This is a genomic window from Clostridioides sp. ES-S-0123-01 (genome assembly GCF_020658415.1).
In the GTDB taxonomy this organism is placed as follows: Bacteria; Bacillota; Clostridia; order Peptostreptococcales; family Peptostreptococcaceae; genus Clostridioides.
The window spans coordinates 177,179-202,853 of sequence record NZ_JACVWD010000005.1; the positions used below are offsets into that span (position 1 = coordinate 177,179).

Here is a 25,675-nt window from a genome sequence, read left to right on the forward strand (position 1 = left end):
CAGAGCAATATGAATTTAAAAAATAATAAATTAAGACAAAATTTTGATGTTTATTATTTTAGGGAGTGTTTTTTATGAGTAATATAGTTAATGACTTGGTTGAAGATTATATAAGAGTAACATTAAAAGAAAAAGAAGGACTTTTAAAAGATTTGGAAATTTATGCTGAAGAAAATAGTGTTCCTATAATACACAAAGAAGTTTCAGACTTGTTAAAAGTTTTATTAAAGATTCAAAAGCCGAAAAGAGTTTTAGAAGTAGGATGTGCAATTGGTTATTCTTCTATTTTCTTTGCAACAATCATAGGAAAAGGTGCAGATATAATAACTGTTGAAAGAAGCGAAAAAATGATAGAAAAAGCAAAAGAAAATATAAAATTAGCTGGATTTGAAAATAATATAACTATACTAGAAGGAGATGCAGAAGAAAAATTGAGTCAAATCCAAGGTGAATTTGACCTTATATTTATAGATGCAGCAAAAGGTCAATACAAGCTATTTTTTGATTTAGTTATAGATAAGCTAAAAGATGGTGGACTATTAGTTTCTGATAATATTTTATATAAAGGAATGGTTGCACATGATGATTTTGTTGTAAGAAGAAAGAAAACCATAGTAAAAAGAATGAGAAATTATTTAGATTATATATGTAATTGTGATTATTTGAGTACATCATTGATACCAATCGGAGATGGTGTGGCATTAAGTTATAAAGAAAGTAAAAGAGGTGACGTAGATGGAATTAAATAAAGTTGAACTTTTAGCTCCAGCAGGTGATTTGGAGAGATTAAAAATAGCTATAACATATGGAGCAGACGCTGTCTATATAGGTGGAGAAATCTTTGGAATGAGGTCTGCTGCAAAAAACTTTAGTAAAGAAGATATGGCAGAAGGTGTAGCTTTTGCACATGAGAGAGGGAAGAAAGTCTTTGTAACAGTAAATATAATACCTCACAATGAAGATTTCCTACAATTAGAAGCTTATTTATTGGAGTTAGAAGAGATAGGAATAGATGCAGTTATAATAGCTGACCCAGGTGTTCTTAGTGTAATTAAAAAAGTAATTCCAAATATGGAAATACATTTAAGTACACAAGCAAATACAACTAATTATCTTAGTGCCAATTTTTGGTATGAACATGGAATAAAAAGAGTTGTAGTGGCAAGAGAATTATCATTTGATGAAATATCTGAAATAAGAGCTAAAACACCTTTAGATATGGATATAGAAGCTTTTATGCATGGAGCTATGTGTATCTCTTACTCAGGAAGATGTTTGATAAGTAATTATATGACTGGAAGAGATGCAAACAAAGGTTCTTGTGCTCAATCTTGCAGATGGCAATATCATTTAGTTGAAGAAAAAAGACCTGGTGAATATTTCCCTATATATGAGGATGAAAGAGGTACATTCTTTTTTAACTCAAAAGATTTGTGTATGATAGAATACATACCAGAATTAATTAAATCTGGTATAACAAGCTTAAAAATAGAAGGAAGAATGAAGACATCATATTACGTAGCAACAGTTGTAAGAGCATATAGAATGGCAATAGATGAATTTTATAAGGACCCTGAAAACTGGAAATTTAATCCTATGTGGATGGAAGAGTTGAAGAAAGGGAGCCATAGACATTTCACATCAGGTTTTTACTTGAATAAGCCAACAACAGAAGACCAAAATTATCAATCAGCATCATATGTTAGAAACTATGATTTTATAGGTATAGTTAGAGAGACAGAGGATGAAAATGGGCTTATTGTAGTTGAACAGAGAAATAAAATGTGTGTTGGTGATGAAATAGAAGTTATGGGACCTTATAAAGAAACTATGTTTACTAAAATAGAAGAAATGTACAACAAAGAAGGAGAGCCTATAGAATCAGCTCCTCACCCTAGACAGATAGTTAAGTTAAAACTATCTGTAAAAGTTGAGAAAGATTATATGCTTAGAAAAGTTATAGAAGAAAAAGTTGAAGAGTAATAAAAATTTAATAAAAATAGTATTAGCCCCTTAGAAATTGTCAATAATGAAATTATCTAAGGGGTGATTTCATGTCAAAAAAGAAGACTCCATTTTTTAAAAAAGTGGGAAAGAGAAGCTGGTATATATTTACTATAATTTTAATAATTTATAGTGGTTTAATATATAGGCTAGTTGATATACAGGTATTAAAAGGTGATAAGTACAAAAAAAATGTTGAATCGCAGAGTGTTGAGAAAGTAGAGTTAAATAGTGGACGAGGCATAATTTATGATAGAAATAATAAGAAACTTACAGATACAAGTAAAGTTCAGATTTTAGTTGTTGAGAAAGAAAAATTAAATAACAACTATAAAATACTGGAACTTGTTAAGAAGGCTACGAAGATGGATGATTTGGAAATATATAAAATTATACAAGAACAATTGGCACATCCTATAATACAAATTCAGACCGAAAATATTGATAATAGCATGAAAAAACAACTTGAGAAGAATGGTATAATGTTAGAAGAAAAGACTATGCGATATTCACAGGATGGTTTATTATCACATACAATAGGTTATATAAAAGATGATGATAAATCAGGTCAATTGGGGATAGAAAAAAGTATGGATAGTGTGCTTAGAAACTCAAATGAAAAATATATAAGTGCCTTTAAAGCAGGAGATGCGGGAAACGAAAAATCTCTAAATATTTTAAAGGGAAGTGTAAAAACAATTGATGAAAAAGATAAAGATAAACATTTAAAAACTACTATTGATTATGATATTCAAAAAAATTTAGAGCAAATACTAAATAAAGAAGAAAATCCAACAGCAGCAGTGATTTCAGACGTATCTACAGGTGAAATTCTTGCTATGTGTTCTAGACCTAATTTTGACCAAAATAACATAGCAAAGAGTTTAAAGAGTAAAAATGGAGAATTTGAGAATAGAGTCATAAAATCGACATATCCGCCAGGTTCTGTGTTTAAGATGGTAGTGCTATTTTCTGCGCTTGAAAATGGAGTTGTAGATGAGAATTATACCTATAATTGCAAAGGTAAAACTAAAGTTGGAAATAGTAATGAAATATTGCGATGCAATAAACTAGATGGACATGGTCTTCAATCCTTACAGCAAACTTTTTCTAATTCATGTAATCCAGCATTTTTAGATATAGCAATGAAAGTTGGTAAAGAGAAGATATTAAAATCTGCTGAAAAATTACATTTATTTGAAAAGGTTGATATTGGTCTTGATGAAGAACGAATTAGAGAAGCTCCAAAAAATATATCAATACGTAATTTAGCTATAGGTCAAGAAAATATAGAATTTACACCACTCCAAATAAATCAAATGACCCAGATAATAGCTAATAATGGAACATTTGAACCATTATATTTATATAAAAGTCTTGTAAATAATGATATGGAGACAGTAAAAACCTATAAGTCTTCAAAAAAAGAAGAAATTATTTCTCCTTATGTATGCACACAAGTAAAAGAAATTATGAAATCTGTTTCTAAAGTTGGAACAGCTAAAGTCCTAAAGGATTTAGAAGGAGGATGTGGGGTAAAAACTGGTACAGCTCAAAGTAGTCTGAATAAAAAGCCAATAGATCATGGTTGGATAACTGGATTTTATCCAGAGAAAAGACCTAAGTATGTAATAACTGTGCTAGTAGAAGGAACTCAAAAGGAAAGTAAATCAGCAATACCTATATTTAAAGAAATATGTGAAAGTATAAAATAAAGTCATGTATTATAAAATTTAAGGATATATCGTAATTTTAATTTTTAGGCAAGTTGTTTTGTCTAATGTTATACGATATATCCTTCTAAAAATATAATATTAATTTTCTTGAACAAGCTCTTTTTCTAGTTTTTTAAGAGCTTTTTTTTCGATTCTGGACACATATGATCTAGAGATATCAAGTCTTTGTGCTATTTCTCTTTGAGTTTTATACCCATAAGGAGTTAACCCGTATCTTAACTGGACAATTTCTCTTTCTCTAGGAGTAAGGATTTTGTTAAGTTGTTCATATAGTTTTCCAACTTGAACTTTTAACTCAACTTCGTCAAGAACATAGTTGACATCTGTACCAAGTATATCCAAAAGACTTATTTCATTACCTTCTTTATCTGTTCCGATAGGGTCTTGTAGAGATACTTGTGATTTGTTTTTTTTGTTAGATCTGATATTCATTAAAATTTCATTTTCAATACATCTAGAAGCGTATGTTGCCAATCGAGTTCCTTTATCTATATTATAAGTTTCTATAGCTTTTATTAATCCTATTGTACCTATAGATATTAAATCATCTTGATCTTCTGTCGAATTGTTATATTTTTTTGCGATATAAGCTACTAATCTCATGTTTCTTTCAATCAATATATCTTTTGCACTTTTATCATTTTCTATTTTAAATTTAGTTAAATACTCAATCTCTTCTTCAGGGGTTAAGGGTTTTTCAAAAGATTTAAGCGCTGCCAATAAGTCACCCCCCTTTTTAACGGTCACTTTAAATTATATGAAGGAGACTTATCCAAGTTGACTGTTATTCAATAAAATAATATGTATACTGTTAGAATTTAAAACATATATTTACAAACTTTTGGCTGTAATATAACATTAAAAAGAAGAATTTAAGTTTGATTTTTTGTTGAATATATAAAAAATAAGACGGATAAATTATTAGTTTATTTGGTATAAATTGAATTTTAGATGTCAATAAATAAAAGGGAGAAAGATATGATTATAAATAGCGAAACAAAGCTTATATGTCTTTTAGGACATCCAGTGAAACAAAGCTTCTCACCAATCATGCATAACTACTTATTTGAAAAATACAAACAAAATAATGTTTATGTATGCTTTGATGTAGAGCCAAAAGACTTATGGAAAACAGTAGAGTCCATAAAAAGTATGGGTGTAGAGGGTTGTAATGTGACAATACCTCATAAGGTAAATATAATTAAATACTTGGATTATATTGATTACAAAGCAAAATTAGTTGGAGCAGTTAATACGATTAAGAATGAAGGAGGTAGATTAAAAGGATATAATACTGATGGAGTTGGATTTGTAAAAGCTGTAATTGAAAATGGGTTTGACCTAAAAGACAAAAAGGTCATGATATTAGGTTGTGGAGGTTCGTGTAGAAGTATTGCTATTGAACTTGCATTTAACAATGTAAAATCTATAGAAATAAGAAATAGAAGTATAGATAAAGCAAGGGAAATATCAAATATAATAAAATCCAGTTTTAAATTAGATGTAGTCTATAGCACTAAAGAAGTTGATAAAAATGATTTAAGCAAAATTGATATACTTATAAATACTACACCAATAGGTATGGGGAATAACTTATGTCCAATAGATGAATCATTGATTCCAAGCAAAAAAATACTAGTATGTGATATAGTATACAAGCCTCATGAAACAAGCCTTATAAAATGGGCGAGAAAATACAATTTAGATGTTATATTTGGAATTGATATGTTAATAAATCAAGGTCTAAGTGCATTTTGTATATGGACTGGAATAAAGTTAGATAGTAATGAAAATAGTTGTATAAAAGAGCTTTATGAAAAGAATTTATAACTAAATCCTTAAGATTTAATTTATAGAATAAAAATATTAATGAGAGGTTTTTTATTATTGAAAACGAAAAAGAGTGGTTTTATATCAATTGAATGTATAATGAGTATCGCCATATTATATGTAGCTGTGTATTTGGTATCTACATCTTTATATAACTGCTATAGTTTTATTAGTAAAAATGTATCCAATAGAGAAATGTTAAATATTGCAAAGAAATACTTGGAAGATGAGAAATATAAAATAAAAAATAATGAATATCAATTGACTGAGGATGAAATAAATAAAAACTACATAAAAGGTTATGAGATAAATAGCACAGTGAAACAAATTTTAAACTATTATCAATGTTATGAGATAAATATGGAAATTAAGAGTGATTTAAAACAATTAAGATTTAAGAGTTATGTTACGAAATAATAAAGGTTCTATATTAATAATAACATTGATAATATTTTCTATTATAAGCACTGTATGTATTATGTGTATAGGTTTAATTTATAGTAATGATAACTTATTTGAATTAGAATATAAAGATGCTAAGTTAAGGGAAGTTTCTTTAAGTGGTATAGAAATATCAATAAGTAATGTTCTTTGCTGTGTGGAAGAAGCTATTAATATATCTAATAATGAAGAAGAATTTAGAGACTATTTCTTAGGAAATAATATGATTGATTGTATAAAAAAAATAAAAGATATATCTTATAGTAATTTAGAAGAAGTTCATTTAAAAATAGAAAACAATACTATATATGACAAAGGAGATTTTTTTGAATTTGACATAACAAGTACAGCTAGAGAGAAAGACTTTTTAAAAGTAATAAAAGTGAGCGTGAAAATTAAAAATCCATGGGTAGGAGTTGATATTAAAGATTATACAGAGGCTGATTATAGTGATAAAGATTCTATTGAAACATCTGATGAGTCTAAATCGTTTGACCAAATAGAACTTTCAACTATATTTGAGACTGACAGTAAAGATTTTGATAATCAAAACACTAATGGAGAAGAAGAAATCGACCAAGAGATAATAGAAAATATAAAAAAGAACTTTGATGAAAAAAACTTAGTATATATATATAAGTATAGGGGTGTATAACTTTGAAAAAAGAAGGAATGTGACTGTAATAGAATTAGTAGTATCCATAAGTATAATACTATTGATAACTACAATATGTTTTCCAAAAGATAATCTTGAAAATCATAAAATAAATTTATTTGCACGTCAACTTTGTTCAGATATAAGGTATGTTAGACGAATTAATATGTTTAGCAACTACAATACATATATATACTATATAAAACAAAAGGAACAAGAAGGATATGTATTGAGAAAAGATGGCAAAGATGTTAAATCCATAGTACTGCCTAGAAATGTAAGAATCGCAAGAAGTATTGAAACTATAAAATTTAAATCTGATGGCTCACCTCAAAGAGCAACTACAATAGAGATATATAATGGTAGATTAAATAAAACTATAACAATAACACCTGTAAGTGGAAGAGTACTTTTGAAAGAGGGAAAATATGAAACGTAAATGTGGATATTTACTTTTAGAAAGTGCAGTATCTTTAACTGTAATTGTAGTACTGGTGATAACTTTATATTCTATATTTATACTTACAATGAATTTAAAAGTTAAAATAGAAGATAAAATGGAGTTACAACAACAAAGTATTGAAATTACAAAATCTATAGAAGGAATCATTGGTAATTCTAAGGGTATAATAAACTTATCTTCTAATGATGAAGGTTTAAAAAAAATGACATCCATAAAATGTAGATATATAGATGAAAATACAACTTATAATGAAGCATATACAAGCAACAAAGAAATTATATTAAATGAGAGACGAAATAAGTTGTTTGTAAATTCTTTAAATGGTGAAAGTAGTCAAGCTGGTGGATATGAAATTGGTGATTATGTAGATGAAATGTATGTCTCAATGTCTAATAATGGAGAATATATTAATATAATCTTGAAATTATCAAAACGTAATCAAAGATATGAAACTGAGTTTAAAGTAAAAATATGGAATTTTATTAAAAATGTATAATTTTAAGTAACAGTATAATTTTTAGGTAACAGTATTATTAATGAAGAAAAATGTTTTAAATTTTCATAAAAGTTATTCTGTAAAAATCTAAAAAATTATGTTTATCCATTGTTTTTAAATAAAAAGTAATGAGTAATAGTGGAAAGTATAGTTGTAGAGATAAATAATATCAACATATAAAATGTATAAAGTGTGATTATAGATGTAAATAATAAAAATATAGGATAAGTAATCTGCCAAATACTTGTTTATATTGTATAACTTATGATATTATGATATTAGTAAAAATTTGTAATCCTGACTTGACAGAATTCAAGTAAGAGATATAATTTTAAAGGCATAGTAATGTAAAATTTACTAAAAAATAAGAAATTTATTTTAATATGGAGGAACAAAAAATGGTATCAGCAGGTGATTTTAGAAAAGGTGTTACATTTGAAAAAGATGGACAACCATGTTTAGTAGTTGATTTTCAACACGTTAAGCCAGGTAAAGGAGCTGCTTTCGTTAGAACTAAATACAGAAATTTAAAAACAGGAGCTATAAGAGAAGAAAGTTTTAATCCAAGTGAAAAATTCCCTAAAGCTGTAATAGATACAAGACAAATGCAATATCTATACAATGATGGTGAGTTATATTATTTTATGGACCAAGAAAATTTTGAACAAATACCATTAAACTATGATCAAGTTGAAGATGCAATTAAATTCTTAAAAGAAAATGAAGTTGCTACAATAAGATTTTATCAAGGACAACCATTCCAAGTGGAAGCTCCGAACTTTGCAGAGTTAGAAGTTGTAGATACAGAGCCAGGAATAAAGGGTGATACAGCAAGTAATGTAACTAAAGCAGCTACAGTTGAAACTGGTGCAGTTGTTCAAGTTCCATTATTTATAAATACTGGAGATAAAGTAAAGATAGATACTAGAACAGGTGAATATTTATCAAGAGTATAAAAATTTATGTATATAAAAGCTTATATGTCTTAATAATATAAGATATATGAGCTTTTAGTTTATATATTAAAAAGAAAGCGAGGGGTGTTACATGAAACATTTATATGAAGAAGTTGCATACTTAAAAGGTTTAGCAGAAGGTTTAGAAATAAGCACTGAAAGTAAAGAAGGGAAAATGATACATAAAATAGTTGATGCATTAGAAGTATTTGCAGAAGCTATTGTAACATTGGATGAAGAACAGGAAGAACTTCAAGATTTTGTTGAATCTATAGACGAAGATTTAGCAGATTTAGAAGAAGATATTGCTGACATGGAAGATGACCTTTACGAAGAAGATGAAGAAAATGATGACGATGAGGACTTCAGCTATATAGAAATGGAATGCCCAAATTGTGGAGAATTAGTAGAAATAGACGAAGATTTATTATATGATGATGACGTAGATGTTGTTTGTCCTGATTGTAAGGCTGTAATATTATCATCAGAAGATGATTATGATGATGATGATTGTACATGTGGTGGTTGTTCGAATTGTGATGATAGAGAATAAAAATTCATAAGAAATAAAACTGCCTATGATGCCTATGAGATATTTTGTTTCATAGGTAGTTTTATTTTTATGAGGACAAGTATTTTAGATTTTGGTTTTGCAATAGTTGCACAAAAATAGTACACTAGAATTTATAGAATAGGATTTTGGAGGGATGTAATAATGAAGATAAGTAAAAAATTACTAGATAATATACAAAGATTTGAAGATGTTATAAATTATAAATTTAAAAATAAAGAATATATACTAGAAGCTCTTACACATAGTTCATATTCTAATGAAAATAAGAGATATAATTTTAATGAAAGATTAGAATTTTTAGGAGATTCAGTTTTAGGCATAGTGATAAGTGATTATTTATTTAATGAAGAATCTAATCTGCCCGAAGGGGAATTGACTAAGCTTAGAGCAAATATAGTTTGTGAGGATTCATTAAGTGAAGTTGCAAATGATATAAATTTAGGGGTTCATATGTTACTGGGTAGAGGTGAAGAAGCTACTGGAGGTAGACATAGAACTTCAATATTAGCAGATGCATTTGAGGCTGTAATAGCAGCAATATATCTTGATGGAGGATTTGAAAGTGCAAGACAATTTATATTACACCATATGGAAAATATAATTTACGATTCAAGAAAGGGAAATATATTTAGAGACTATAAAACACATCTTCAAGAAGTATTACAAGGAAATGGAGAAAATAATATTTGGTATAGGCTTATAGAAGAAAAAGGACCAGACCATAATAAAAGGTTTGTTATGGAAGTGGGAATTAATGAAGGTGTTTTGGGGATAGGAGAAGGTAAAAGTAAAAAAGAAGCAGAACAATTGGCTGCTAAAGTAGCTTTAAAGAAAAAATTATGGGAAAAATAAATATAATATGTAAAAATATAAAAAGAAATATTTAGATTAGAAGGATGTTGTAGATGAAAAAGAGAATTATACCTATATTTGTTCCTCACAAAGGTTGTCCTCATGATTGTATATTTTGTAATCAAAAAAAAATAACAGGTGTGAGTACTGATGTTACTAGTGAAGATGCAAGAAATATAATTGAAGAATGTCTAAAGACTATAGATAAGGATGCTGATGTAGAAATAGCATTTTTTGGTGGAAGTTTTACTGCCATAGATGTAGATATACAAAAAAGTTTATTAGCTGTTGCCAAAGAATATGTAGAAAAAGGTTTTATAAAAGATATTAGAATGTCCACAAGGCCAGATTGTATTAGTGAAGAAATATTGGAAATGTTAAAAGAATATAAGACAAGTATAATAGAGCTTGGAGTACAATCCTTAGATGAAAAAGTATTGTTAGATAGTATTAGAGGTCATCAGTCAGAAATTGTATATAAGAGTTCAAAGTTGATAAAAAATAGTGGAATTAAACTTGGTTTACAAATGATGGTTGGGCTTCCAGCTGATACAGAAGAAAAATGCATATTTACAGCCAAAAAATTTGTAGAGCTTAGACCAGATTGTGTAAGAATTTATCCAACTTTAGTGGTAAAAGAGACTGGTCTGGAAAAATTGATGGAGCAAAACGAATATAAGCCATTTACACTTGACGAGAGTATAAGAATAGTAAAAAAAGTACTTGTATTATTTTATGTTAATGATATAAATGTAATAAGAGTCGGGCTTCAAGCTACTGATGATATACAAATGGGAAAAGCTGTCTTAGCGGGTCCATATCACCCTGCTTTTAGAGAATTAGTAGAAGCTGAGATGATAAAAGATTATTTAGAATTTCTTATTTTACAAAATAAAAATATAAATAACGTGTTGGTGAAGTCTAATAAAAAGAATATTTCTAAAATAATAGGAAATAAAAAAACAAATATTAAATATATGAAAGAAAATTTTGGTGTGATTTTAAAAACACAAGAATCAGATTTAGATATAAATCAATTAGAAATTGTGTTAGATGGGAAAAGTTTAATTATTGCTAATATGAGAGACATCCATAGAAAATTGTATGACATTTATAACCTTTAGTTTTAACAATGAAGGGAGAGAAACGATTTGTATTTAAAGAGACTAGAGTTAAAGGGATTTAAATCCTTTCCAGTAAAGACAGATATTATTTTTAAAGAAGGAATAACAGCGATAGTAGGACCAAATGGAAGTGGAAAAAGTAACATATCTGATGCCGTAAGATGGGTATTAGGAGAACAAAGTATCAAAAGTCTTAGAGGAGACAAACTTGAAGATGTAATATTTGCAGGTACAGATACAAAAAAACCCATGAATTACTGTGAAGTAGCTCTTACTATTGACAATTCTGAGAATCAATTAGAATTAGACTTTACAGAAGTGACTATAAGAAGAAGAGCTTATAGAAATGGAGAAAGTGAATTTTTTCTAAATAATAAGAGTTGCAGATTAAAGGATATAAAAGAAGTCTTTTTAGATACTGGTATTGGAAAAGATGGTTATTCAATCATAGAGCAAGGAAAAGTAGATGAAATATTGAGTAATAATCCTTTAAGTAGAAGAAAAGTTTTTGATGAAGCTTGTGGTATATCAAAATATAGATATAAAAAACAGGAAGCAGAAAGAAATTTAAGTAATACAAAAGAAAATTTAGAAAGAATAGATGATATATATATAGAAATTGAAAATCAATTAAAACCTCTTTTTAATCAACAAACAAAAGCAAAAAAGTATTTAGAAATAAGTGAAAAATTAAAAATATTAGAAGTCAATAATTTTATAAGAGAAATTGAAGGAATAGAAAAAGAACTGAGTGAAGTTGATGAGCATAGTAAAGTTCTTGAAAAAGAACTTAAAGAAAAAGAAGAACAAAAAAATGTTGTAGAGAAAAAACAAGAAGATGTTGATAAGGAGATAGAGGTACTACAAGATGTAATTGAAAAATCTGTAGATTATATAAATTCAATTAAAGGTGTTATATCAAAAAAAGAGTCACAGATAAATTTAATTAAAGAAAGAATAAAAAACTTTACAAATGAAATTCATAGAAAAAATTCTGAAATAAACAATATAAAAGAAAAGCTAAATGAAAATAAGGTATACATAAAAGAATTAGAAAGTAATAAGTCTTCAAATAGCGAAGAGTTATCGATATTACAAGAGAATATAAAAAAGTTAGAATCTAGTAAAGAAAATCAAAGGATGAAGTTGGAATCTTTAAATAATGATATAGAATTATTTAAAGAAAATATAATAGATATATTAAATAAGAAGCAAGAATTTAGTAATAAGTTATCTGCTTTAAATGCAAATAAAGAAAATATGAATATCAGAGATGAAAACATAAACTCAGAAATAGCAGAGTTAAACCAAAATGTCCAAACAAAATCTTCTGAATTAGATAGTATAAATAAAGAATTTAATATGAAAAAAGAAAATTTAAACAATGTGAATAACAGAAATAAAAAATTAACTGCTGATTTACAATATTCTATTAATGAACTCAATAAGGTAGAAGATGAAATACAGAAAAGTAAATACAATCTAAATGGATATAACTCAAAGTTAAATGTTTATATAGATATGGAAAATCATTATGAGGGATTTAATAGAGGTGTAAAAGAAGTATTAAAAAATAAGGATTTAAGAGGTATTCATGGAGCGCTAGGACAGATTATAAATGTTCCTGAAAAATATGAGAAATCCGTAGAAGCAGCACTTGGTGCTTATATGCAAAATATAATAACTGATGATGAGTTTAGTGCTAAATCTGCAATAAACTATTTAAAGAAGAATAATTTAGGAAGAGTAACATTTCTGCCATTAAATATAATTAAATCAAATAAAATAAGTTTGGGAAATTTAAAAGCAAATACTAAATTTATAGGAATAGCAAGTGATTTAATTACGTTTGATGAAAAATATAGAAATATAATTGAAAATATACTTGGAAGAACGATATTTATAAATAATATAGATGAGGGGATAAAATTTGCAAAAGAAACTGGTCATAGATTTAAAATAGTAACTTTAGATGGTGAAATCTTAAATCCAGGAGGTTCTTTAACAGGAGGTAGTTTAAAAACTAACGGAAATATATTATCAAGAAAAAGATTTATTAACGAATATACAGAAAAAATAAATGATGTTAAGGTTGAGATTTCAGGTCTAGAAATTACAAAAGAATCTCTAAATAAAAATATAAAAAATATAAAAAGTGAAATTGACTTAGTTGAAAATGAAGTAAAAGATTTAGAAAAAAGCATTATAATAAAGAGTACAAGTATAGAAAATATCGAATCTGAGATTGAATCTTTAAAATCTAGCATTACTAGATTAAATAATGAGAAAAGTGATTTGGGTTCTAACTTGAATTATACTCTCGAAAAAAGTGACATTGTTAAAAAAGAGATGGAAGCACTAGAAAATACATACAATCAAAATAAAGAAAAAATTGATATATTAAGTGATGAAATAAAAAAATATAATGATTTGTATGATAAAGAAAAATCTGAATTTGATGAATTAAACCTAACTTTAGTAAAGAAAACAGAAGCTTATAATAGTATAGTTAGAGATATAAAAAGAATATCTGGTGAAAATTACGAGTTAGAAGAAAAAACCAAACAATTAGATGAATCATTAAATTATGAAGAACAAGAAATAGTTAAGTTACAAGACTCTATATCTATTGAAGAAAAAGAAAAAGAAAACTTAATTAAGCAATTAGGGGACAGCAATAGAAATCTTGAAACTAGAAAAATAGCTAAAGATGACTTGAAAAATAACTTTGATGAAATTGGTAAAGAGTTAAAAATTATAGATAGACAACATATAGAACTTAAAGAAAGTTTATTTAAGGTTGGTGGAAGATTAGAAAGATTAAAAACTAGTCAAGACACATATATAAATAAGTTATTTGAACAATATGAAATGACTTTAGTACAAGCATTGGAAATCAAAGATGAAAATCTAGAGATAGATAGAAAATTCTTAGAAAATTTAAAGAGAGAAATAAGAAGTCTTGGGAATATAAATATAGATTCTATCAAAGAATATGAAGAAATAAAAGAAAGATATGATTTTTATAGTGAACAAAAACAAGATTTAGAAGAATCTATGGAGGAAATAGAAAAACTTATACATACATTAGAAGAAAATATGAAATCTGAATTTGAGGTTAAATTTGAAGAAATAAGTAAAAACTTTAAGTATGTGTACAAAAGACTTTTTGGTGGTGGATGTGGAGAATTAACTATTTTAGATAAAGAAAATTTATTAGAAAGTGATATATTAATAACAGCTCAACCACCTGGTAAAAAAATGAAGAATTTAAATCTACTGTCTGGTGGAGAAAAAGCTCTAACTGCAATAAGCATATTATTTGCAATATTAATTACAAAACCAACACCATTTTGCATATTAGATGAAATTGAGGCTCCACTTGATGATGCAAATATATTCAGATTTGGAGAATTTTTAAAAGATTTATCTAAAGAGACACAATTTATATCAGTAACTCATAGGAGAGGAACTATGGAAGCTGCTGATTATATATATGGGGTTACAATGCAAGAAAAAGCTATTTCAAAAGTTATTAGTTTAAAACTAAAAGAAGCTCAAGAGATAACTGATATTATATAACTTAGATTGACATAGGAGGAAGAATAGTGTTAAAAAAATTATTTGGTTTTGGCAAAGACAAGGATAAGGAATTAGAAAAAAAAGATGTTGGCTCAGAAGAAGAAATAGAAACTGGTGCTGACAACTTAGAAAATGTAGAAGAAACAATTTTTTCAGGGTTTGAGGAGGAAGTTGTAGATAAAGTAGAAGATATTCCAGAAAAAACTGAAGAAGAAGTTGTTGATGAAAGTGCTGAAGAAGATAGAGAGATAGAAGATAAGATAGATACTAATGAACAAGATGTAGAAGAGATAATAAATAATGATTCTCTAGGTAGTGAAATAGAAGCATTAAACAATGATAATAATGATGAAGAAACTGAACATGAAGATTATGAAAATAAAGAAGAGAAATATGAAGAAAAGAAAGTTAATTTGTTTGAAAGATTAAAACAAGGATTAACAAAGGCAAAACAAGGAATAACTGATAGAATAGATGAGGTTTTAAAATCATATACAAAAATAGATGAAGAATTGCTTGAGGATTTAGAGGAAATTTTAATAACAGCAGATGTTGGTGTAAATACAACTATGGACATAATTGAGAAACTAAGAGATAAGATAAAGCAAAAGGGAATTACTGAACCAATAAAGGTAAGAGAAGAACTTAAATCTATAGTTGAAGATATCCTTACAAATGAAAACTCTACATTAGACATAGAACCAGCTCCATGTATAATCCTAATGGTAGGTGTAAATGGAGTGGGTAAAACTACTACGATAGGAAAATTGGCAAATAGATATAAAAAAGATGGAAAAAAAGTTTTATTAGCAGCAGCAGATACATTTAGAGCAGCAGCAACAGAGCAATTAGAAATCTGGGCAAATAGAACTAATGTAGATATAATAAAGCATCAAGAAGGAGCAGATCCAGGAGCAGTAGTGTTTGATGCCATAAAGGCAGCAAAAGCTAGAAAGGCAGATTTATTAATATGTGATACAGCCGGAAGATTACACAACAAAGCTAATCTTATGAATGAACTTGGAAAAGTATTTAAAATAGTAGATAGAGAATTTCCAGAAGCAAAGCGTGAGGTACTTCTTGTAGTAGATGCCACAACAGGTCAAAATGCAGTTGTTCAAGCTAAAACATTTAAAGAAGTTGCAGATATAACAGGTATAGTACTTACAAAACTTGATGGAACAGCAAAAGGTGGAGTAGTGCTTGCAGTAAAGTCAGAAGTAGATGTACCTGTAAAACTTATTGGAGTTGGAGAAAGAGTAGAAGACTTACAGGATTTTGATGCAAAATCATTTTCAGATGCATTATTTGGTAACTAGTATTCTTTTAAAAATAATGGTTGACAAGAGTGTTTATATGATATAAAATACAATAGTGTAAAGTAAATAACCTTTACAGTATACTGCTAGGAAGTGTAAGATATGAATATAGAAAAAATGGTCGAAATTGGATTGTTATTTGAACAGTATAAAGAATTACTAACTGATAAGCAAAAAGAGATAGTAGCTCTATACTATGAAGAGGATTACTCTTTAGGTGAAATCAGTGAGAATTTAAGTGTATCAAGACAAGGTGTATATGATACATTGAAACGTTCAGAAAAGATACTAAGAGATTATGAAGAAAAGCTACATTTAGTATCTAAGCTTCAAGAACAGGAAAAAAATATTAAATTTATAAGAAATAAAATTATTGACATTAAAGAAGATTTATTGCACAATAGAGATTGTGCTAATTTAATCCCTAAGCTAGAAAATATAGAAGATGTATGTAGGGAGATGATAAAATGATATTTGAAGGATTGTCGGATAAACTACAAGGGGCATTCAGTAAGTTAAAGTCAAAAGGAAAACTTACAGAAGCAGATGTAAAAAATGCTATGAGAGAAGTTAAACTTGCTCTTCTTGAAGCAGATGTTAACTTTAAAGTAGTTAAAGATTTTATAAAAAAAGTTCAAGAGAGATGTGTTGGACAAGAGGTTATGCAAAGTTTGACACCAGCTCAACATGTAATAAAAATTGTAAATGAAGAACTTACAAGTTTAATGGGAGATGTACAAAGTAAAGTAATGATTTCCTCAAAACCTCCTACAATCTTAATGATGGTTGGATTGCAAGGTGCAGGTAAAACTACGACAGCAGGAAAACTTGGAGGATATTTTAAAAAGCAAGGTAAGAAGCCTCTATTGGTGGCTTGTGATATTTATAGACCAGCAGCTATAAAGCAACTTCAAGTTGTTGGTGAAAAATTGGATATACCTGTATTCAATATGGGAGATAAAGAAAGTCCAGTAAATATTGCCAAGGCAGGTTTAAGTCATGCAATTAAAAATGCTAACGATTTGGTTATTATAGATACTGCTGGTAGACTTCATATAGATGAAGTGCTTATGGATGAGTTAAAGTCAATTAAGTCAGAAGTTAAGCCACATGAAATACTTTTAGTTGTAGACTCTATGACAGGACAAGATGCAGTAAATGTTGCAGAAAGCTTCAATGAAGCACTTGGTGTTGATGGAGTAGTATTAACTAAATTAGATGGAGATACTAGAGGTGGAGCTGCACTTTCAATAAGAGCAGTAACACAAAAACCTATAAAGTTTATGGGTATGGGAGAGAAACTAGATGATATAGAACCTTTCCACCCAGACAGAATGGCATCAAGGATATTAGGTATGGGAGATGTATTAAGCCTAATAGAAAAAGCACAAGAAAGTATGGACTTAGAAAAAGCTAAGGAATTAGAACAAAAAATCAAAAAACAAGAACTAGATTTTGAAGATTTTTTACAACAAATGGAACAAATACAAAATATGGGACCTCTAGACAAGATACTTGGTATGATGCCTGGTATGGGAAATATAAAAGACCAACTTGGAGATGTAGACTTGAATGGTAAAGAAATGAATAGAACTAAAGCCATAATTCAGTCAATGACTACATATGAGAGACGTAACCCAGGAATATTAAATGCTTCTAGGAAAAAAAGAATAGCTAGAGGTAGTGGAACTACTGTTCAAGATGTAAATAGACTTATAAAACAACTTAATGAAATGAAAAAAATGATGAAGATGTTTGCTGGTTCACAAAAAAGTATGAAGAAAAGGGGCGGCTTAGGCGGTTTACCTTTTTTTAAATAAAATATAAAAAATAGTAAAAATTATTCGGAGGTGACTGTAATGGCAGTTAAAATAAGATTAAAAAGAATGGGAGCTAATAAAAAACCTTTCTACAGAATAGTAGTAGCTGATTCAAGAGCTCCAAGAGATGGAAAATTCATAGAAGAAATAGGATACTATAATCCAATTTCTGAACCTAAACAAGTAAGAATAAATGATGAAAAAGCTATAAAATGGTTAGCTACTGGTGCTCAACCAACAGAAGTAGTTAAAAAATTACTTGTAAAAAATGGAGTAATAGAAAAATTCGAAGCTTCTAAACAAGCAAAATAATTTTCTCTTAGCAATTAGTATAAGTAAATACTTATTGTTGAGGTTACTTTAGGAGATGAAATATATGAAAGAGCTAGTTGTAGATATAGCTAAGGCTCTAGTTGATAATCCTGACTCAGTTGTTGTTGAGGAATTTAAAGACAATGACGGTATCGTCTTAAAGCTTACAGTTGCTCAAGATGACATGGGTAAGGTTATTGGGAAGCAGGGAAGAATAGCTAAAGCTATAAGAACTGTCGTAAGATCTGTTGCAAATAGAGAAAACATAAAAGTTTCTCTTGAGATAGTGTAAAGAGGAGGATTAGGTATAGTGCCTAGTCCTTTTTGTATAACTGTGTACAGTTTTGAGAATTTATGATGATATGGTAACATAAGATTAAATTTTTTTGAGAAGGTGATAACATGAAAGAAAAATTAACTCATTTTAAGGTAGGGCAAATAGTAAACACACAAGGTCTAAAAGGTGAGGTAAGAGTTTATCCACTTACTGATGATATAGATAGATTTGATGAATTGAAAGATTTTTATTTAGGAAAAGATTTAAACAACAAGTGGACTGTAGAAAATGTAAGATATAAAGGTTCTATGGTTATAATGAAGATAAAAGATATAGACACTATAGAAAAAGCAGAAAAGCTAAAAAATAAATTTATGTATGTGTCTAGAGAAGAGAGTAGAGACCTTGAAGAAGGCGAGTTTTTTATAGCAGACATGATTGGTTTGGAAGTTTTAACTATAGAAGGAAAGTATGTAGGAGTCTTGGAGGATGTACTTCAATATTCTGCAAATGATGTCTATGTAATAAAAGGTGAAGAAGATAAAGAATTTATGATACCAGCTATAAAAAAATTTGTACCTACTATAGATATGGATGAAAGAAAAATGATTATAGACCCTATTAAGGGTATGATAGATTAGGTGGTAATATGAGATTTCACATAATGACGCTTTTTCCAGAAATATTTAATTCATACATGAATGAAAGTATAATGAAAAGAGCAGTTGAAAAAGGCATAATTGATGTGCATATATATAATATAAGAGATTTTTCTAATAATAAACATAAAAAAGTAGATGATTATCCATTTGGAGGAGGAGCTGGTATGGTGATGACTCCTCAACCTATATATGACACATATAAGCATATAATAAAAACTCATAATATAAACAATCCAAGAGTAATTTATTTAACTCCCAAAGGTAAAGTATACAATCAATCTATAGTCAAAGAGATGTCTATCCAAGAGGATATAATACTTTTATGTGGTCACTATGAAGGAATAGATGAGAGAATTATTGATTTAATAGTAACTGATGAAATTTCAATTGGAGATTATGTACTAACTGGAGGAGAACTGCCTGCACTTATAATGATAGATTCTATATCAAGGTTAATTCCAGGAGTATTAAATCAGGACGAGTCATTTGAAGAGGAGTCATTTAAAGATAATCTATTGGAGTATCCTCATTACACAAGACCTAGAGAGTTTGAAGAGTTAAAAGTACCAGAAGTGCTTTTATCAGGAAATCATAAAAAGATAGATGAGTGGAGACGAGAAGAATCTATAAGAATAACTAAGGAAAGACGATTAGACTTATATAAAAAATCTCAAGAAAAATAAAAACATATACAATAAAATTTAATATACATGTATACAATAAAGTGGGTATAAATGGAATTAAAAATATAAAAATGCTTGTAATAACTATAGAAGTATAGTATAATATAAAATGTTGAAAATACGGGCGTTCCTCTGTTTACACTGGTCGGGTAGTTAAGAACGTCTATGATATTTAGGAGGAAGAAAGATGAATGAAATGCTAAGAGCAATTGAGCAAGAACAATTAAAAAATGAAGTTCCTAATTTTGGACCTGGGGACACAGTTAAAGTACACGTTAGAATTATAGAAGGTAAAAGAGAAAGAATACAAATATTCGAAGGTGTAGTATTAAAGAGACAAGGTGGAGGAGCAAGAGAGACTTTTACAGTTAGAAAAATGTCTTTCAATGTTGGTGTAGAAAGAACTTTCCCAGTTCACTCTCCAAAAATAGAAAAAATAGAAGTAACTAGAAAAGGTAAAGTAAGAAGAGCTAAACTAAACTACTTAAGAGGTAGAGTAGGTAAAGCTGCTAAGATAAAAGAAGCTAGAAATAGATAATTAAAAACTTTACTTATAAATGGGGGGCTGATTTATCAGTCCTCTTTCTATTTTAACTGAAATCATAACAAATAATTAAATTGTAAGCAGATATGATTATTTGTTGAAAATATACTATTTATTGATAGATTTAGGAATTTTAAAATTGAAAATAAAATCAATAAATATTGGATTATATTTTGAAATAATACTAAAAATAAGAAGATAATATTATGTAAAGTATGATGTTAAAAGGGTGACAATGTAAGGTTTTAAGTAGATATATTTTTTAGTAAAATTAGGTAACAATAACATACTATTTTAAAGGAGTGATATACATGTCAAATGAATATGAAGAGTATCTTATGGATAATAATCTACATATAAACTGGTATCCAGGCCATATGAAGAAAACCAAAGAATTAGTAAAAAATAACTTAAAACTAATTGATGTAGTGGTTGAACTTTTAGATGCTAGAATACCATTTAGTAGCAAAAATCCAGATATAGATATGCTTGTAGGAGATAAGCCTAGGGTAGTTGTATTAAATAAAAGTGATATGGCAGATAGAGATAAGTTAAATCAATGGATTGAGTACTACAAAAAGAATAACATAAAAGCTATACCAGTAGATACATTAAAAGGTGTAGGTGTAAATAAGATAGTAGAAGAATGTAAGAATGTAACTAGAGAAAAAATGAGTTCTTTAAAAGATAAAGGAAGAAAAGAAAGAGCTATAAGAATAATGATAGTTGGTGTACCAAATGTAGGAAAATCATCTCTTATAAACAAATTAACAGGTAGAAAAAGCACTCAAACAGGAGATAAACCAGGAGTAACTAAAGGTAAGCAATGGGTTAGATTAAAGGGAAATCTTGAACTTTTAGATACACCTGGAATACTTTGGCCAAAGTTTGAAGACCAAGAAGTTGCTTTAAACTTAGCATTTAGTAGAGCTATAAAAGATGAGATTTTAGACGTTGAGACCTTAGCTTTAAGACTTATAGAAAAACTTATGGTAATAGAGCCAGAAAAGTTGAAAGCTAGATATAAATTAGATTCTTTAGGAGAAACTCCAATTGAAACAATGGATATGATTGGTCATAAAAGAGGATTCATAACAGGTGGGAAAGAACTTGATTATACACGCATAGCTGTAACTGTCTTAAATGAGTTTAGAGATGGAAAGATAGGCAATATAACACTAGAAGTACCAGAGAGTGTTAAAAGATAGATTTTAAAGCTGGGTTAAAAAATTAATATTATAAGTAAAAAAAAACCTTTTTTTAAAAGGTTTTTTTTCTTTTCTGAAATATAGACAAAAATTGTCACATGAAAGTATAAATTAGATTAGAAAACTTTCAAAAATATTAATTTAAGACAAATATACCTAATTTTTTGAAAATTAAAATCAGTATGATAATTTGCAATTTTGGTATATTGACGTGCTTGTTTCATATAATATATAATAAGCACAAATAAATACAATATATTAAAAATTTAATTTATTTAATTTTATTAATTTAATAATAGATTCTTATTGTTTTAGTTAATTTATTTATGCAAACGTGAACAATTGAGAAATTTTGTTAATTTAATAAGGTTAAAAAGGGGGATTTTATAATGGGTAAGACCAAAGATGTAATAGTATTTGGATTTGCATTATTCGCAATGTTCTTTGGAGCAGGTAACTTAATATTTCCACCATACTTGGGAATAATTACAGGTCCAGAATGGTTAATTGCCTTCTTAGGATTTACATTTGCCGATGCTGGTTTGGCACTTCTAGCAGTAATGGCTACAGCTAAATTCGATGGAAACGTAGTAGAAATGTTTAAAAGATGTGGTATGAAATTGGGAATTCTTATAGGTTGTGTAGATATTTTATGTATAGGACCATTCTTAGCTATACCAAGAACAGGTGCAACAACTTATGAGATGGGTATGATGCCTTTATTTGGAAGCTCAATTCCAGTGTTATTATTCTGTATAGTTTATTTTGCGATATCATATGTATTAACAGTAAGACCATCTAAGGTCGTAGATATAGTTGGACAGTTTTTAACTCCAGCTCTTCTAATAGCTTTAGCATTTATAATTATAAAAGGTGTTATATCTCCTCTTGGAGAGGTAATAGATAAACCTATGATACCTAATGTATTTGCAGAAGGTATTGGTCAAGGTTACCAGACAATGGATGCATTTGCAGCAATAGCACTTGCATCAGTACTGATAGTATCTCTAAATGAAAAAGGATATACTAGTATTAGTGAAAAGTTAAAGATGATTGGTAAAGCAGGTATTCTTGCTTGTGGAGGATTGGCACTAGTTTATGGTGGATTATGTTTCCTTGGAGCAACTGTATCAACAATGTATGGAACAGATGCAGTACAATCACAAGTAATAGTAAATATAACACAAGGATTACTTGGAAATGTTGGAAAAGTTATTTTAGCAATAGTAGTATCTCTAGCATGTTTAACTACATCTATAGGTCTTACATCTGCAACAGGGCAATATTTTTCTAGACTTACAAAAGGTAAGTTAAGTTATGAAAAAATAGTATTAGCCGTATCTGTATTCAGTGCAGTAGTAGCATCTTTTGGTGTTGGAACTATAATAAAGATAGCATCTCCTATACTAAGTATAGTTTATCCACCATCAATTGTTTTAATAATATTGGCTTTCTTTAATGAAAAAATTAAGAATGATAATGTATACAAAGGAGCAGTATATATGTCATTGCTTGTAAGTATATTAACAGTTATATCTAGTTATGGAGTAAGCGTTCCAGTAGTAAATTCTTTACCTCTTCATACATTAGGATTTAACTGGGTAGTTCCAGTTATAATAGCTGGAATAATTGGTAATTTTATACCATCAAAGAGTCAATCTAATACACTTGGTACAAATTAAAACTTATTTAATTGAAATATAAGCATCTGAAAATAAAAGAGTTATCTATAATAAATGAAACTATTTATATAGATAACTCTTTTTATTTTTGAGTATATACTAATTATTTGCATTTAATATAGTAAAAATTAGCTAGAAGTATTAAAAAAAAATAATGTTTATTTTTTAACAATAATGAGTATTTATAAAAGCTATTTAAAGGAATATTAGAAGTTCAGATATGTGTATTAGTTGACTTTTACAAAAATATTATATAAATAAAATTGTGACAATAATAAAATAATAAAATAAAATTTAAGGCATTTGAACATATAAATAACTTATGTAAATTACTAAATTGTTTTTTAATTGGATTATATTAAGATTATTTAGTAAATTCTAAAAAATAAGTAAACTAAGATGAATACTAGCAACTGCAAAGTTTTAACAAGTTGGAACTTATAATATAGTTTCTATGAAGAAAAATAAATCAACAAATCATAATAAAAAATTTTCAGAAAAAATGATTTGGAAGCACTCTAGCAAGTAAAAAGTCTATAAGCGTAGAATTGGAATTACGTAAAATTAATAGTGAATTTAGCAAAATAAATACAAAATACTACAAGAATTAACGTAAATAGAAGTTATGACAAAAGGAAAACGATTTTCTAAGTATCATAATTTTGAAAATTAAAAAAATTAAAAATCATATTGACTGCTTTTTTTTCAGATTATATAATAAACACAAAATATTTAAAATTTAAATTGAAATTAAAAGATTATACAAAACAAAAAGGAGAGTGATGTATACATTAATATTGTCTATAAAGCAATATAAATTGGAAATAATGCAAATAATTGAAAAAGTCGCACAATTAAGATGATTTAAAAGTTTTAATTTTGTCAAGAAAAATTAAATAAAAATAAAAAAAGCATATATGTTTAAAGTATACATGTTAATTTTATTTAATTAAGAAAGTTGTACTAAATATTGCGAAGATTTTATAAATTATGAAACATAATTGACAAGTTTAAGTCAAAAATGTATAATTAAATAAAATCTCGTCAAAAGGTTTTCATTTAAGAAGAGATTGGACTTATTTTTTGGTAAAATGTAATAAAAAGTAGTAAAATTCAAATGGGGGTGCTTTAAATGGGTGAGAAACAAATCAAGTTTAAAGATGTAATTGTAATTGGATTTGCACTATTTGCAATGTTTTTTGGTGCTGGGAACTTAATATTCCCTCCATATCTAGGAGTTTTATCCGGAGGTAGCTGGCTAGTAGCTTTCATAGGATTCCTTTTCGCAGATGGTGGTTTGGCATTATTAGCAGTTATAGCAGCAACTAAGTTCAATGGAGACACATCAAAAATGTTTTCAAGAGCTGGTAAAGGATTAAGTGTTGTATTAGGATGTGCAATGGTAATCTGTATAGGGCCACTTTTGGCAATACCTAGAACAGCAGCAACAACTTATGAAATGGGTATATTACCTACAATAGGTTCAGGAATAAGCCCAGTAATATTCTCTATAGTATTCTTTGCTATAGTATTGGTTTTAACAATAAGACCATCAAAAGTTGTAGATATAGTTGGATCAATTTTAACTCCAGCTTTACTTATAGCTTTAGCAGTATTAATAGTTAAAGGTATTGTATCTCCACTAGGAGACATAAGAGATACTTCTTTAATACAAAATGTATTTGCAGAAGGTATAACTCAAGGATATCAAACAATGGATGCATTGGCAGCTAGTGTATTTGCATCAATTATAATCATGTCAGTAATAGCTAAAGGTTATACAGGTGAAAAAGAAAAGATGAAAGCTACAGTAAGTGCAGGTGTTATAGCGGTAATAGGTATGGCACTAGTTTATGGTGGACTATGTTACCTTGGAGCAACTGTATCTAAGATATATGGACAAGATGTTCAACAAACAGCTTTAATAGTTTCAATAACAGCATCATTACTTGGAAATACAGGTAAAATTCTATTGGCTATTATAGTTGCATTAGCATGTTTAACAACAGCTATAGGTCTTTCTTCAGCAGCAGGTCAATATTTCTCAACACTTACAGATGGAAAATTAAAATATGAGCATATAGTTATAGTAGTTTGTGTATTTAGTGCAATCATATCAAACTTTGGAGTAAGTACAATAATAAAATTCTCTTCTCCTATATTAAGTATGGTATATCCAGCAACTATAACTCTAGTTATACTAGCATTATTTAGTAATAAAATTAAAAATGATAACGTATTTAAATGCGCTGCATATATGGCATTGTTAGTAAGTGTATTAACAGTTGCAACAAGCTTTGGTATAAATATACCTTTAGTTAATAGCTTACCACTAGCTTCATTAGGATTTAACTGGGTAGTTCCAGTTGTAATAGCAGGGATAATAGGAAACTTTATTCCATCTCAAAGTAGTAAAGCTGTACAATAATAAAGAATAATTCATACATATAGGAAT

General features: G+C 28.1%; 25 protein-coding genes. 24 read left to right on the forward strand and 1 reads right to left on the reverse strand.

Annotated elements, in window-relative coordinates:
* Positions 1 to 74 precede the first annotated feature (74 nt).
* The 3 genes from IC175_RS13240 to IC175_RS13250 all read left to right on the forward strand — a co-directional run bounded on the left by IC175_RS13240 (position 75) and on the right by IC175_RS13250 (position 3,719).
* Positions 75 to 749, forward strand: a complete 675-nt coding sequence (locus IC175_RS13240) for an O-methyltransferase (protein WP_227434147.1) — start codon at positions 75 to 77, stop codon at positions 747 to 749.
* Entirely contained in the window at positions 736 to 1,983 is a 1,248-nt protein-coding gene (locus tag IC175_RS13245; RefSeq protein ID WP_227845709.1) for a peptidase U32 family protein, read from the forward strand. The genes IC175_RS13240 and IC175_RS13245 overlap by 14 nt, the downstream gene beginning before the upstream one ends.
* A 71-nt stretch (positions 1,984 to 2,054) precedes the next feature.
* Positions 2,055 to 3,719: a peptidoglycan D,D-transpeptidase FtsI family protein gene (locus tag IC175_RS13250; RefSeq protein ID WP_227482213.1), complete on the forward strand. Its 1,665-nt coding sequence runs from the start codon at positions 2,055 to 2,057 to the stop codon at positions 3,717 to 3,719.
* A 99-nt stretch (positions 3,720 to 3,818) separates the two neighbouring features.
* On the opposite strand, the gene sigK is transcribed toward IC175_RS13250, so the two are convergent.
* A complete protein-coding gene (sigK, locus tag IC175_RS13255) occupies positions 3,819 to 4,460 on the reverse strand; it encodes an RNA polymerase sporulation sigma factor SigK (RefSeq protein WP_227434150.1) in 642 nt (213 codons plus the stop codon).
* Positions 4,461 to 4,718: 258 nt separating this feature from the next.
* Here sigK and aroE point away from each other — a divergent pair, with 258 nt between their 5' ends.
* The 21 genes from aroE (at position 4,719) to brnQ (IC175_RS13360) (ending at position 25,648) form a co-directional block, all read left to right on the forward strand.
* Complete coding sequence (aroE, locus tag IC175_RS13260) at positions 4,719 to 5,570, forward strand: shikimate dehydrogenase (RefSeq protein ID WP_227845268.1); 852 nt, start codon at positions 4,719 to 4,721, stop codon at positions 5,568 to 5,570.
* Between the two features lie 57 nt (positions 5,571 to 5,627).
* Positions 5,628 to 5,987 (forward strand): hypothetical protein, encoded by a 360-nt coding sequence (locus tag IC175_RS13265; protein WP_227823637.1) that lies wholly within the window; start codon positions 5,628 to 5,630, stop codon positions 5,985 to 5,987.
* Positions 5,974 to 6,666 carry a hypothetical protein gene (locus tag IC175_RS13270; RefSeq protein WP_227831229.1) on the forward strand — a complete coding sequence of 231 codons (693 nt, stop codon included), beginning with the start codon at positions 5,974 to 5,976 and terminating at the stop codon, positions 6,664 to 6,666. The genes IC175_RS13265 and IC175_RS13270 overlap by 14 nt, the downstream gene beginning before the upstream one ends.
* 19 nt (positions 6,667 to 6,685) lie before the next feature.
* Complete coding sequence (locus IC175_RS13275) at positions 6,686 to 7,105, forward strand: hypothetical protein (protein ID WP_227434154.1); 420 nt, start codon at positions 6,686 to 6,688, stop codon at positions 7,103 to 7,105.
* Positions 7,095 to 7,625 carry a hypothetical protein gene (locus tag IC175_RS13280; RefSeq protein ID WP_227434155.1) on the forward strand — a complete coding sequence of 177 codons (531 nt, stop codon included), beginning with the start codon at positions 7,095 to 7,097 and terminating at the stop codon, positions 7,623 to 7,625. Before IC175_RS13275 ends, IC175_RS13280 begins: the two co-directional genes overlap by 11 nt.
* Before the next feature lie 398 nt (positions 7,626 to 8,023).
* Positions 8,024 to 8,581: an elongation factor P gene (gene efp, locus IC175_RS13285; RefSeq protein WP_227434156.1), complete on the forward strand. Its 558-nt coding sequence runs from the start codon at positions 8,024 to 8,026 to the stop codon at positions 8,579 to 8,581.
* 91 nt (positions 8,582 to 8,672) lie between these two features.
* Positions 8,673 to 9,134, forward strand: coding sequence for a CD1247 N-terminal domain-containing protein (locus IC175_RS13290; RefSeq protein WP_227434157.1), 462 nt, complete (start codon positions 8,673 to 8,675; stop codon positions 9,132 to 9,134).
* Between the two features lie 162 nt (positions 9,135 to 9,296).
* Positions 9,297 to 10,007, forward strand: a complete 711-nt coding sequence (rnc, locus tag IC175_RS13295; RefSeq protein WP_227434158.1) for a ribonuclease III — start codon at positions 9,297 to 9,299, stop codon at positions 10,005 to 10,007.
* 53 nt (positions 10,008 to 10,060) lie between these two features.
* Positions 10,061 to 11,131 carry an elongator complex protein 3 gene (locus tag IC175_RS13300; protein ID WP_227434159.1) on the forward strand — a complete coding sequence of 357 codons (1,071 nt, stop codon included), beginning with the start codon at positions 10,061 to 10,063 and terminating at the stop codon, positions 11,129 to 11,131.
* Positions 11,132 to 11,158: 27 nt separating this feature from the next.
* Positions 11,159 to 14,713 carry a chromosome segregation protein SMC gene (gene smc, locus IC175_RS13305; RefSeq protein ID WP_227845270.1) on the forward strand — a complete coding sequence of 1,185 codons (3,555 nt, stop codon included), beginning with the start codon at positions 11,159 to 11,161 and terminating at the stop codon, positions 14,711 to 14,713.
* Between the two features lie 26 nt (positions 14,714 to 14,739).
* Positions 14,740 to 16,032, forward strand: a complete 1,293-nt coding sequence (gene ftsY, locus IC175_RS13310; protein ID WP_227845271.1) for a signal recognition particle-docking protein FtsY — start codon at positions 14,740 to 14,742, stop codon at positions 16,030 to 16,032.
* A gap of 102 nt (positions 16,033 to 16,134) precedes the next feature.
* Entirely contained in the window at positions 16,135 to 16,503 is a 369-nt protein-coding gene (gene ylxM, locus IC175_RS13315) for a YlxM family DNA-binding protein (protein ID WP_227482226.1), read from the forward strand.
* A complete protein-coding gene (ffh, locus tag IC175_RS13320; protein ID WP_227434163.1) occupies positions 16,500 to 17,852 on the forward strand; it encodes a signal recognition particle protein in 1,353 nt (450 codons plus the stop codon). Before ylxM ends, ffh begins: the two co-directional genes overlap by 4 nt.
* Before the next feature lie 39 nt (positions 17,853 to 17,891).
* Entirely contained in the window at positions 17,892 to 18,164 is a 273-nt protein-coding gene (gene rpsP / locus IC175_RS13325) for a 30S ribosomal protein S16 (RefSeq protein ID WP_003419338.1), read from the forward strand.
* 64 nt (positions 18,165 to 18,228) lie between these two features.
* Positions 18,229 to 18,456 carry a KH domain-containing protein gene (locus tag IC175_RS13330; protein ID WP_227434164.1) on the forward strand — a complete coding sequence of 76 codons (228 nt, stop codon included), beginning with the start codon at positions 18,229 to 18,231 and terminating at the stop codon, positions 18,454 to 18,456.
* A gap of 110 nt (positions 18,457 to 18,566) precedes the next feature.
* Positions 18,567 to 19,082, forward strand: coding sequence for a ribosome maturation factor RimM (rimM, locus tag IC175_RS13335; protein ID WP_227482227.1), 516 nt, complete (start codon positions 18,567 to 18,569; stop codon positions 19,080 to 19,082).
* 8 nt (positions 19,083 to 19,090) lie between these two features.
* A complete protein-coding gene (gene trmD / locus IC175_RS13340; protein WP_227434166.1) occupies positions 19,091 to 19,786 on the forward strand; it encodes a tRNA (guanosine(37)-N1)-methyltransferase TrmD in 696 nt (231 codons plus the stop codon).
* Positions 19,787 to 19,973: 187 nt separating this feature from the next.
* Positions 19,974 to 20,324 carry a 50S ribosomal protein L19 gene (gene rplS / locus IC175_RS13345; protein ID WP_227434167.1) on the forward strand — a complete coding sequence of 117 codons (351 nt, stop codon included), beginning with the start codon at positions 19,974 to 19,976 and terminating at the stop codon, positions 20,322 to 20,324.
* A gap of 317 nt (positions 20,325 to 20,641) precedes the next feature.
* Positions 20,642 to 21,538, forward strand: a complete 897-nt coding sequence (ylqF, locus tag IC175_RS13350) for a ribosome biogenesis GTPase YlqF (RefSeq protein ID WP_227836155.1) — start codon at positions 20,642 to 20,644, stop codon at positions 21,536 to 21,538.
* 389 nt (positions 21,539 to 21,927) lie between these two features.
* A complete protein-coding gene (brnQ, locus tag IC175_RS13355) occupies positions 21,928 to 23,220 on the forward strand; it encodes a branched-chain amino acid transport system II carrier protein (RefSeq protein WP_227434169.1) in 1,293 nt (430 codons plus the stop codon).
* Between the two features lie 1,132 nt (positions 23,221 to 24,352).
* Positions 24,353 to 25,648: a branched-chain amino acid transport system II carrier protein gene (brnQ, locus tag IC175_RS13360; protein ID WP_227434170.1), complete on the forward strand. Its 1,296-nt coding sequence runs from the start codon at positions 24,353 to 24,355 to the stop codon at positions 25,646 to 25,648.
* The last annotated feature ends 27 nt before the right edge of the window (positions 25,649 to 25,675 follow it).

Coding starts and splice junctions, on each gene's coding strand:
- rimM (WP_227482227.1), top strand. CDS start 18,567: ATGAAAGAAAAATTAACTCATTTTAAGGTAGGGCAAATAGTAAACACA.
- rplS (WP_227434167.1), top strand. CDS start 19,974: ATGAATGAAATGCTAAGAGCAATTGAGCAAGAACAATTAAAAAATGAA.
- IC175_RS13240 (WP_227434147.1), top strand. CDS start 75: ATGAGTAATATAGTTAATGACTTGGTTGAAGATTATATAAGAGTAACA.
- trmD (WP_227434166.1), top strand. CDS start 19,091: ATGAGATTTCACATAATGACGCTTTTTCCAGAAATATTTAATTCATAC.
- ylqF (WP_227836155.1), top strand. CDS start 20,642: ATGTCAAATGAATATGAAGAGTATCTTATGGATAATAATCTACATATA.
- brnQ (WP_227434170.1), top strand. CDS start 24,353: ATGGGTGAGAAACAAATCAAGTTTAAAGATGTAATTGTAATTGGATTT.
- IC175_RS13330 (WP_227434164.1), top strand. CDS start 18,229: ATGAAAGAGCTAGTTGTAGATATAGCTAAGGCTCTAGTTGATAATCCT.
- efp (WP_227434156.1), top strand. CDS start 8,024: ATGGTATCAGCAGGTGATTTTAGAAAAGGTGTTACATTTGAAAAAGAT.
- IC175_RS13300 (WP_227434159.1), top strand. CDS start 10,061: ATGAAAAAGAGAATTATACCTATATTTGTTCCTCACAAAGGTTGTCCT.
- brnQ (WP_227434169.1), top strand. CDS start 21,928: ATGGGTAAGACCAAAGATGTAATAGTATTTGGATTTGCATTATTCGCA.
- ffh (WP_227434163.1), top strand. CDS start 16,500: ATGATATTTGAAGGATTGTCGGATAAACTACAAGGGGCATTCAGTAAG.
- IC175_RS13290 (WP_227434157.1), top strand. CDS start 8,673: ATGAAACATTTATATGAAGAAGTTGCATACTTAAAAGGTTTAGCAGAA.
- ylxM (WP_227482226.1), top strand. CDS start 16,135: ATGAATATAGAAAAAATGGTCGAAATTGGATTGTTATTTGAACAGTAT.
- rnc (WP_227434158.1), top strand. CDS start 9,297: ATGAAGATAAGTAAAAAATTACTAGATAATATACAAAGATTTGAAGAT.
- aroE (WP_227845268.1), top strand. CDS start 4,719: ATGATTATAAATAGCGAAACAAAGCTTATATGTCTTTTAGGACATCCA.
- IC175_RS13250 (WP_227482213.1), top strand. CDS start 2,055: ATGTCAAAAAAGAAGACTCCATTTTTTAAAAAAGTGGGAAAGAGAAGC.
- IC175_RS13280 (WP_227434155.1), top strand. CDS start 7,095: ATGAAACGTAAATGTGGATATTTACTTTTAGAAAGTGCAGTATCTTTA.
- IC175_RS13270 (WP_227831229.1), top strand. CDS start 5,974: ATGTTACGAAATAATAAAGGTTCTATATTAATAATAACATTGATAATA.
- rpsP (WP_003419338.1), top strand. CDS start 17,892: ATGGCAGTTAAAATAAGATTAAAAAGAATGGGAGCTAATAAAAAACCT.
- IC175_RS13245 (WP_227845709.1), top strand. CDS start 736: ATGGAATTAAATAAAGTTGAACTTTTAGCTCCAGCAGGTGATTTGGAG.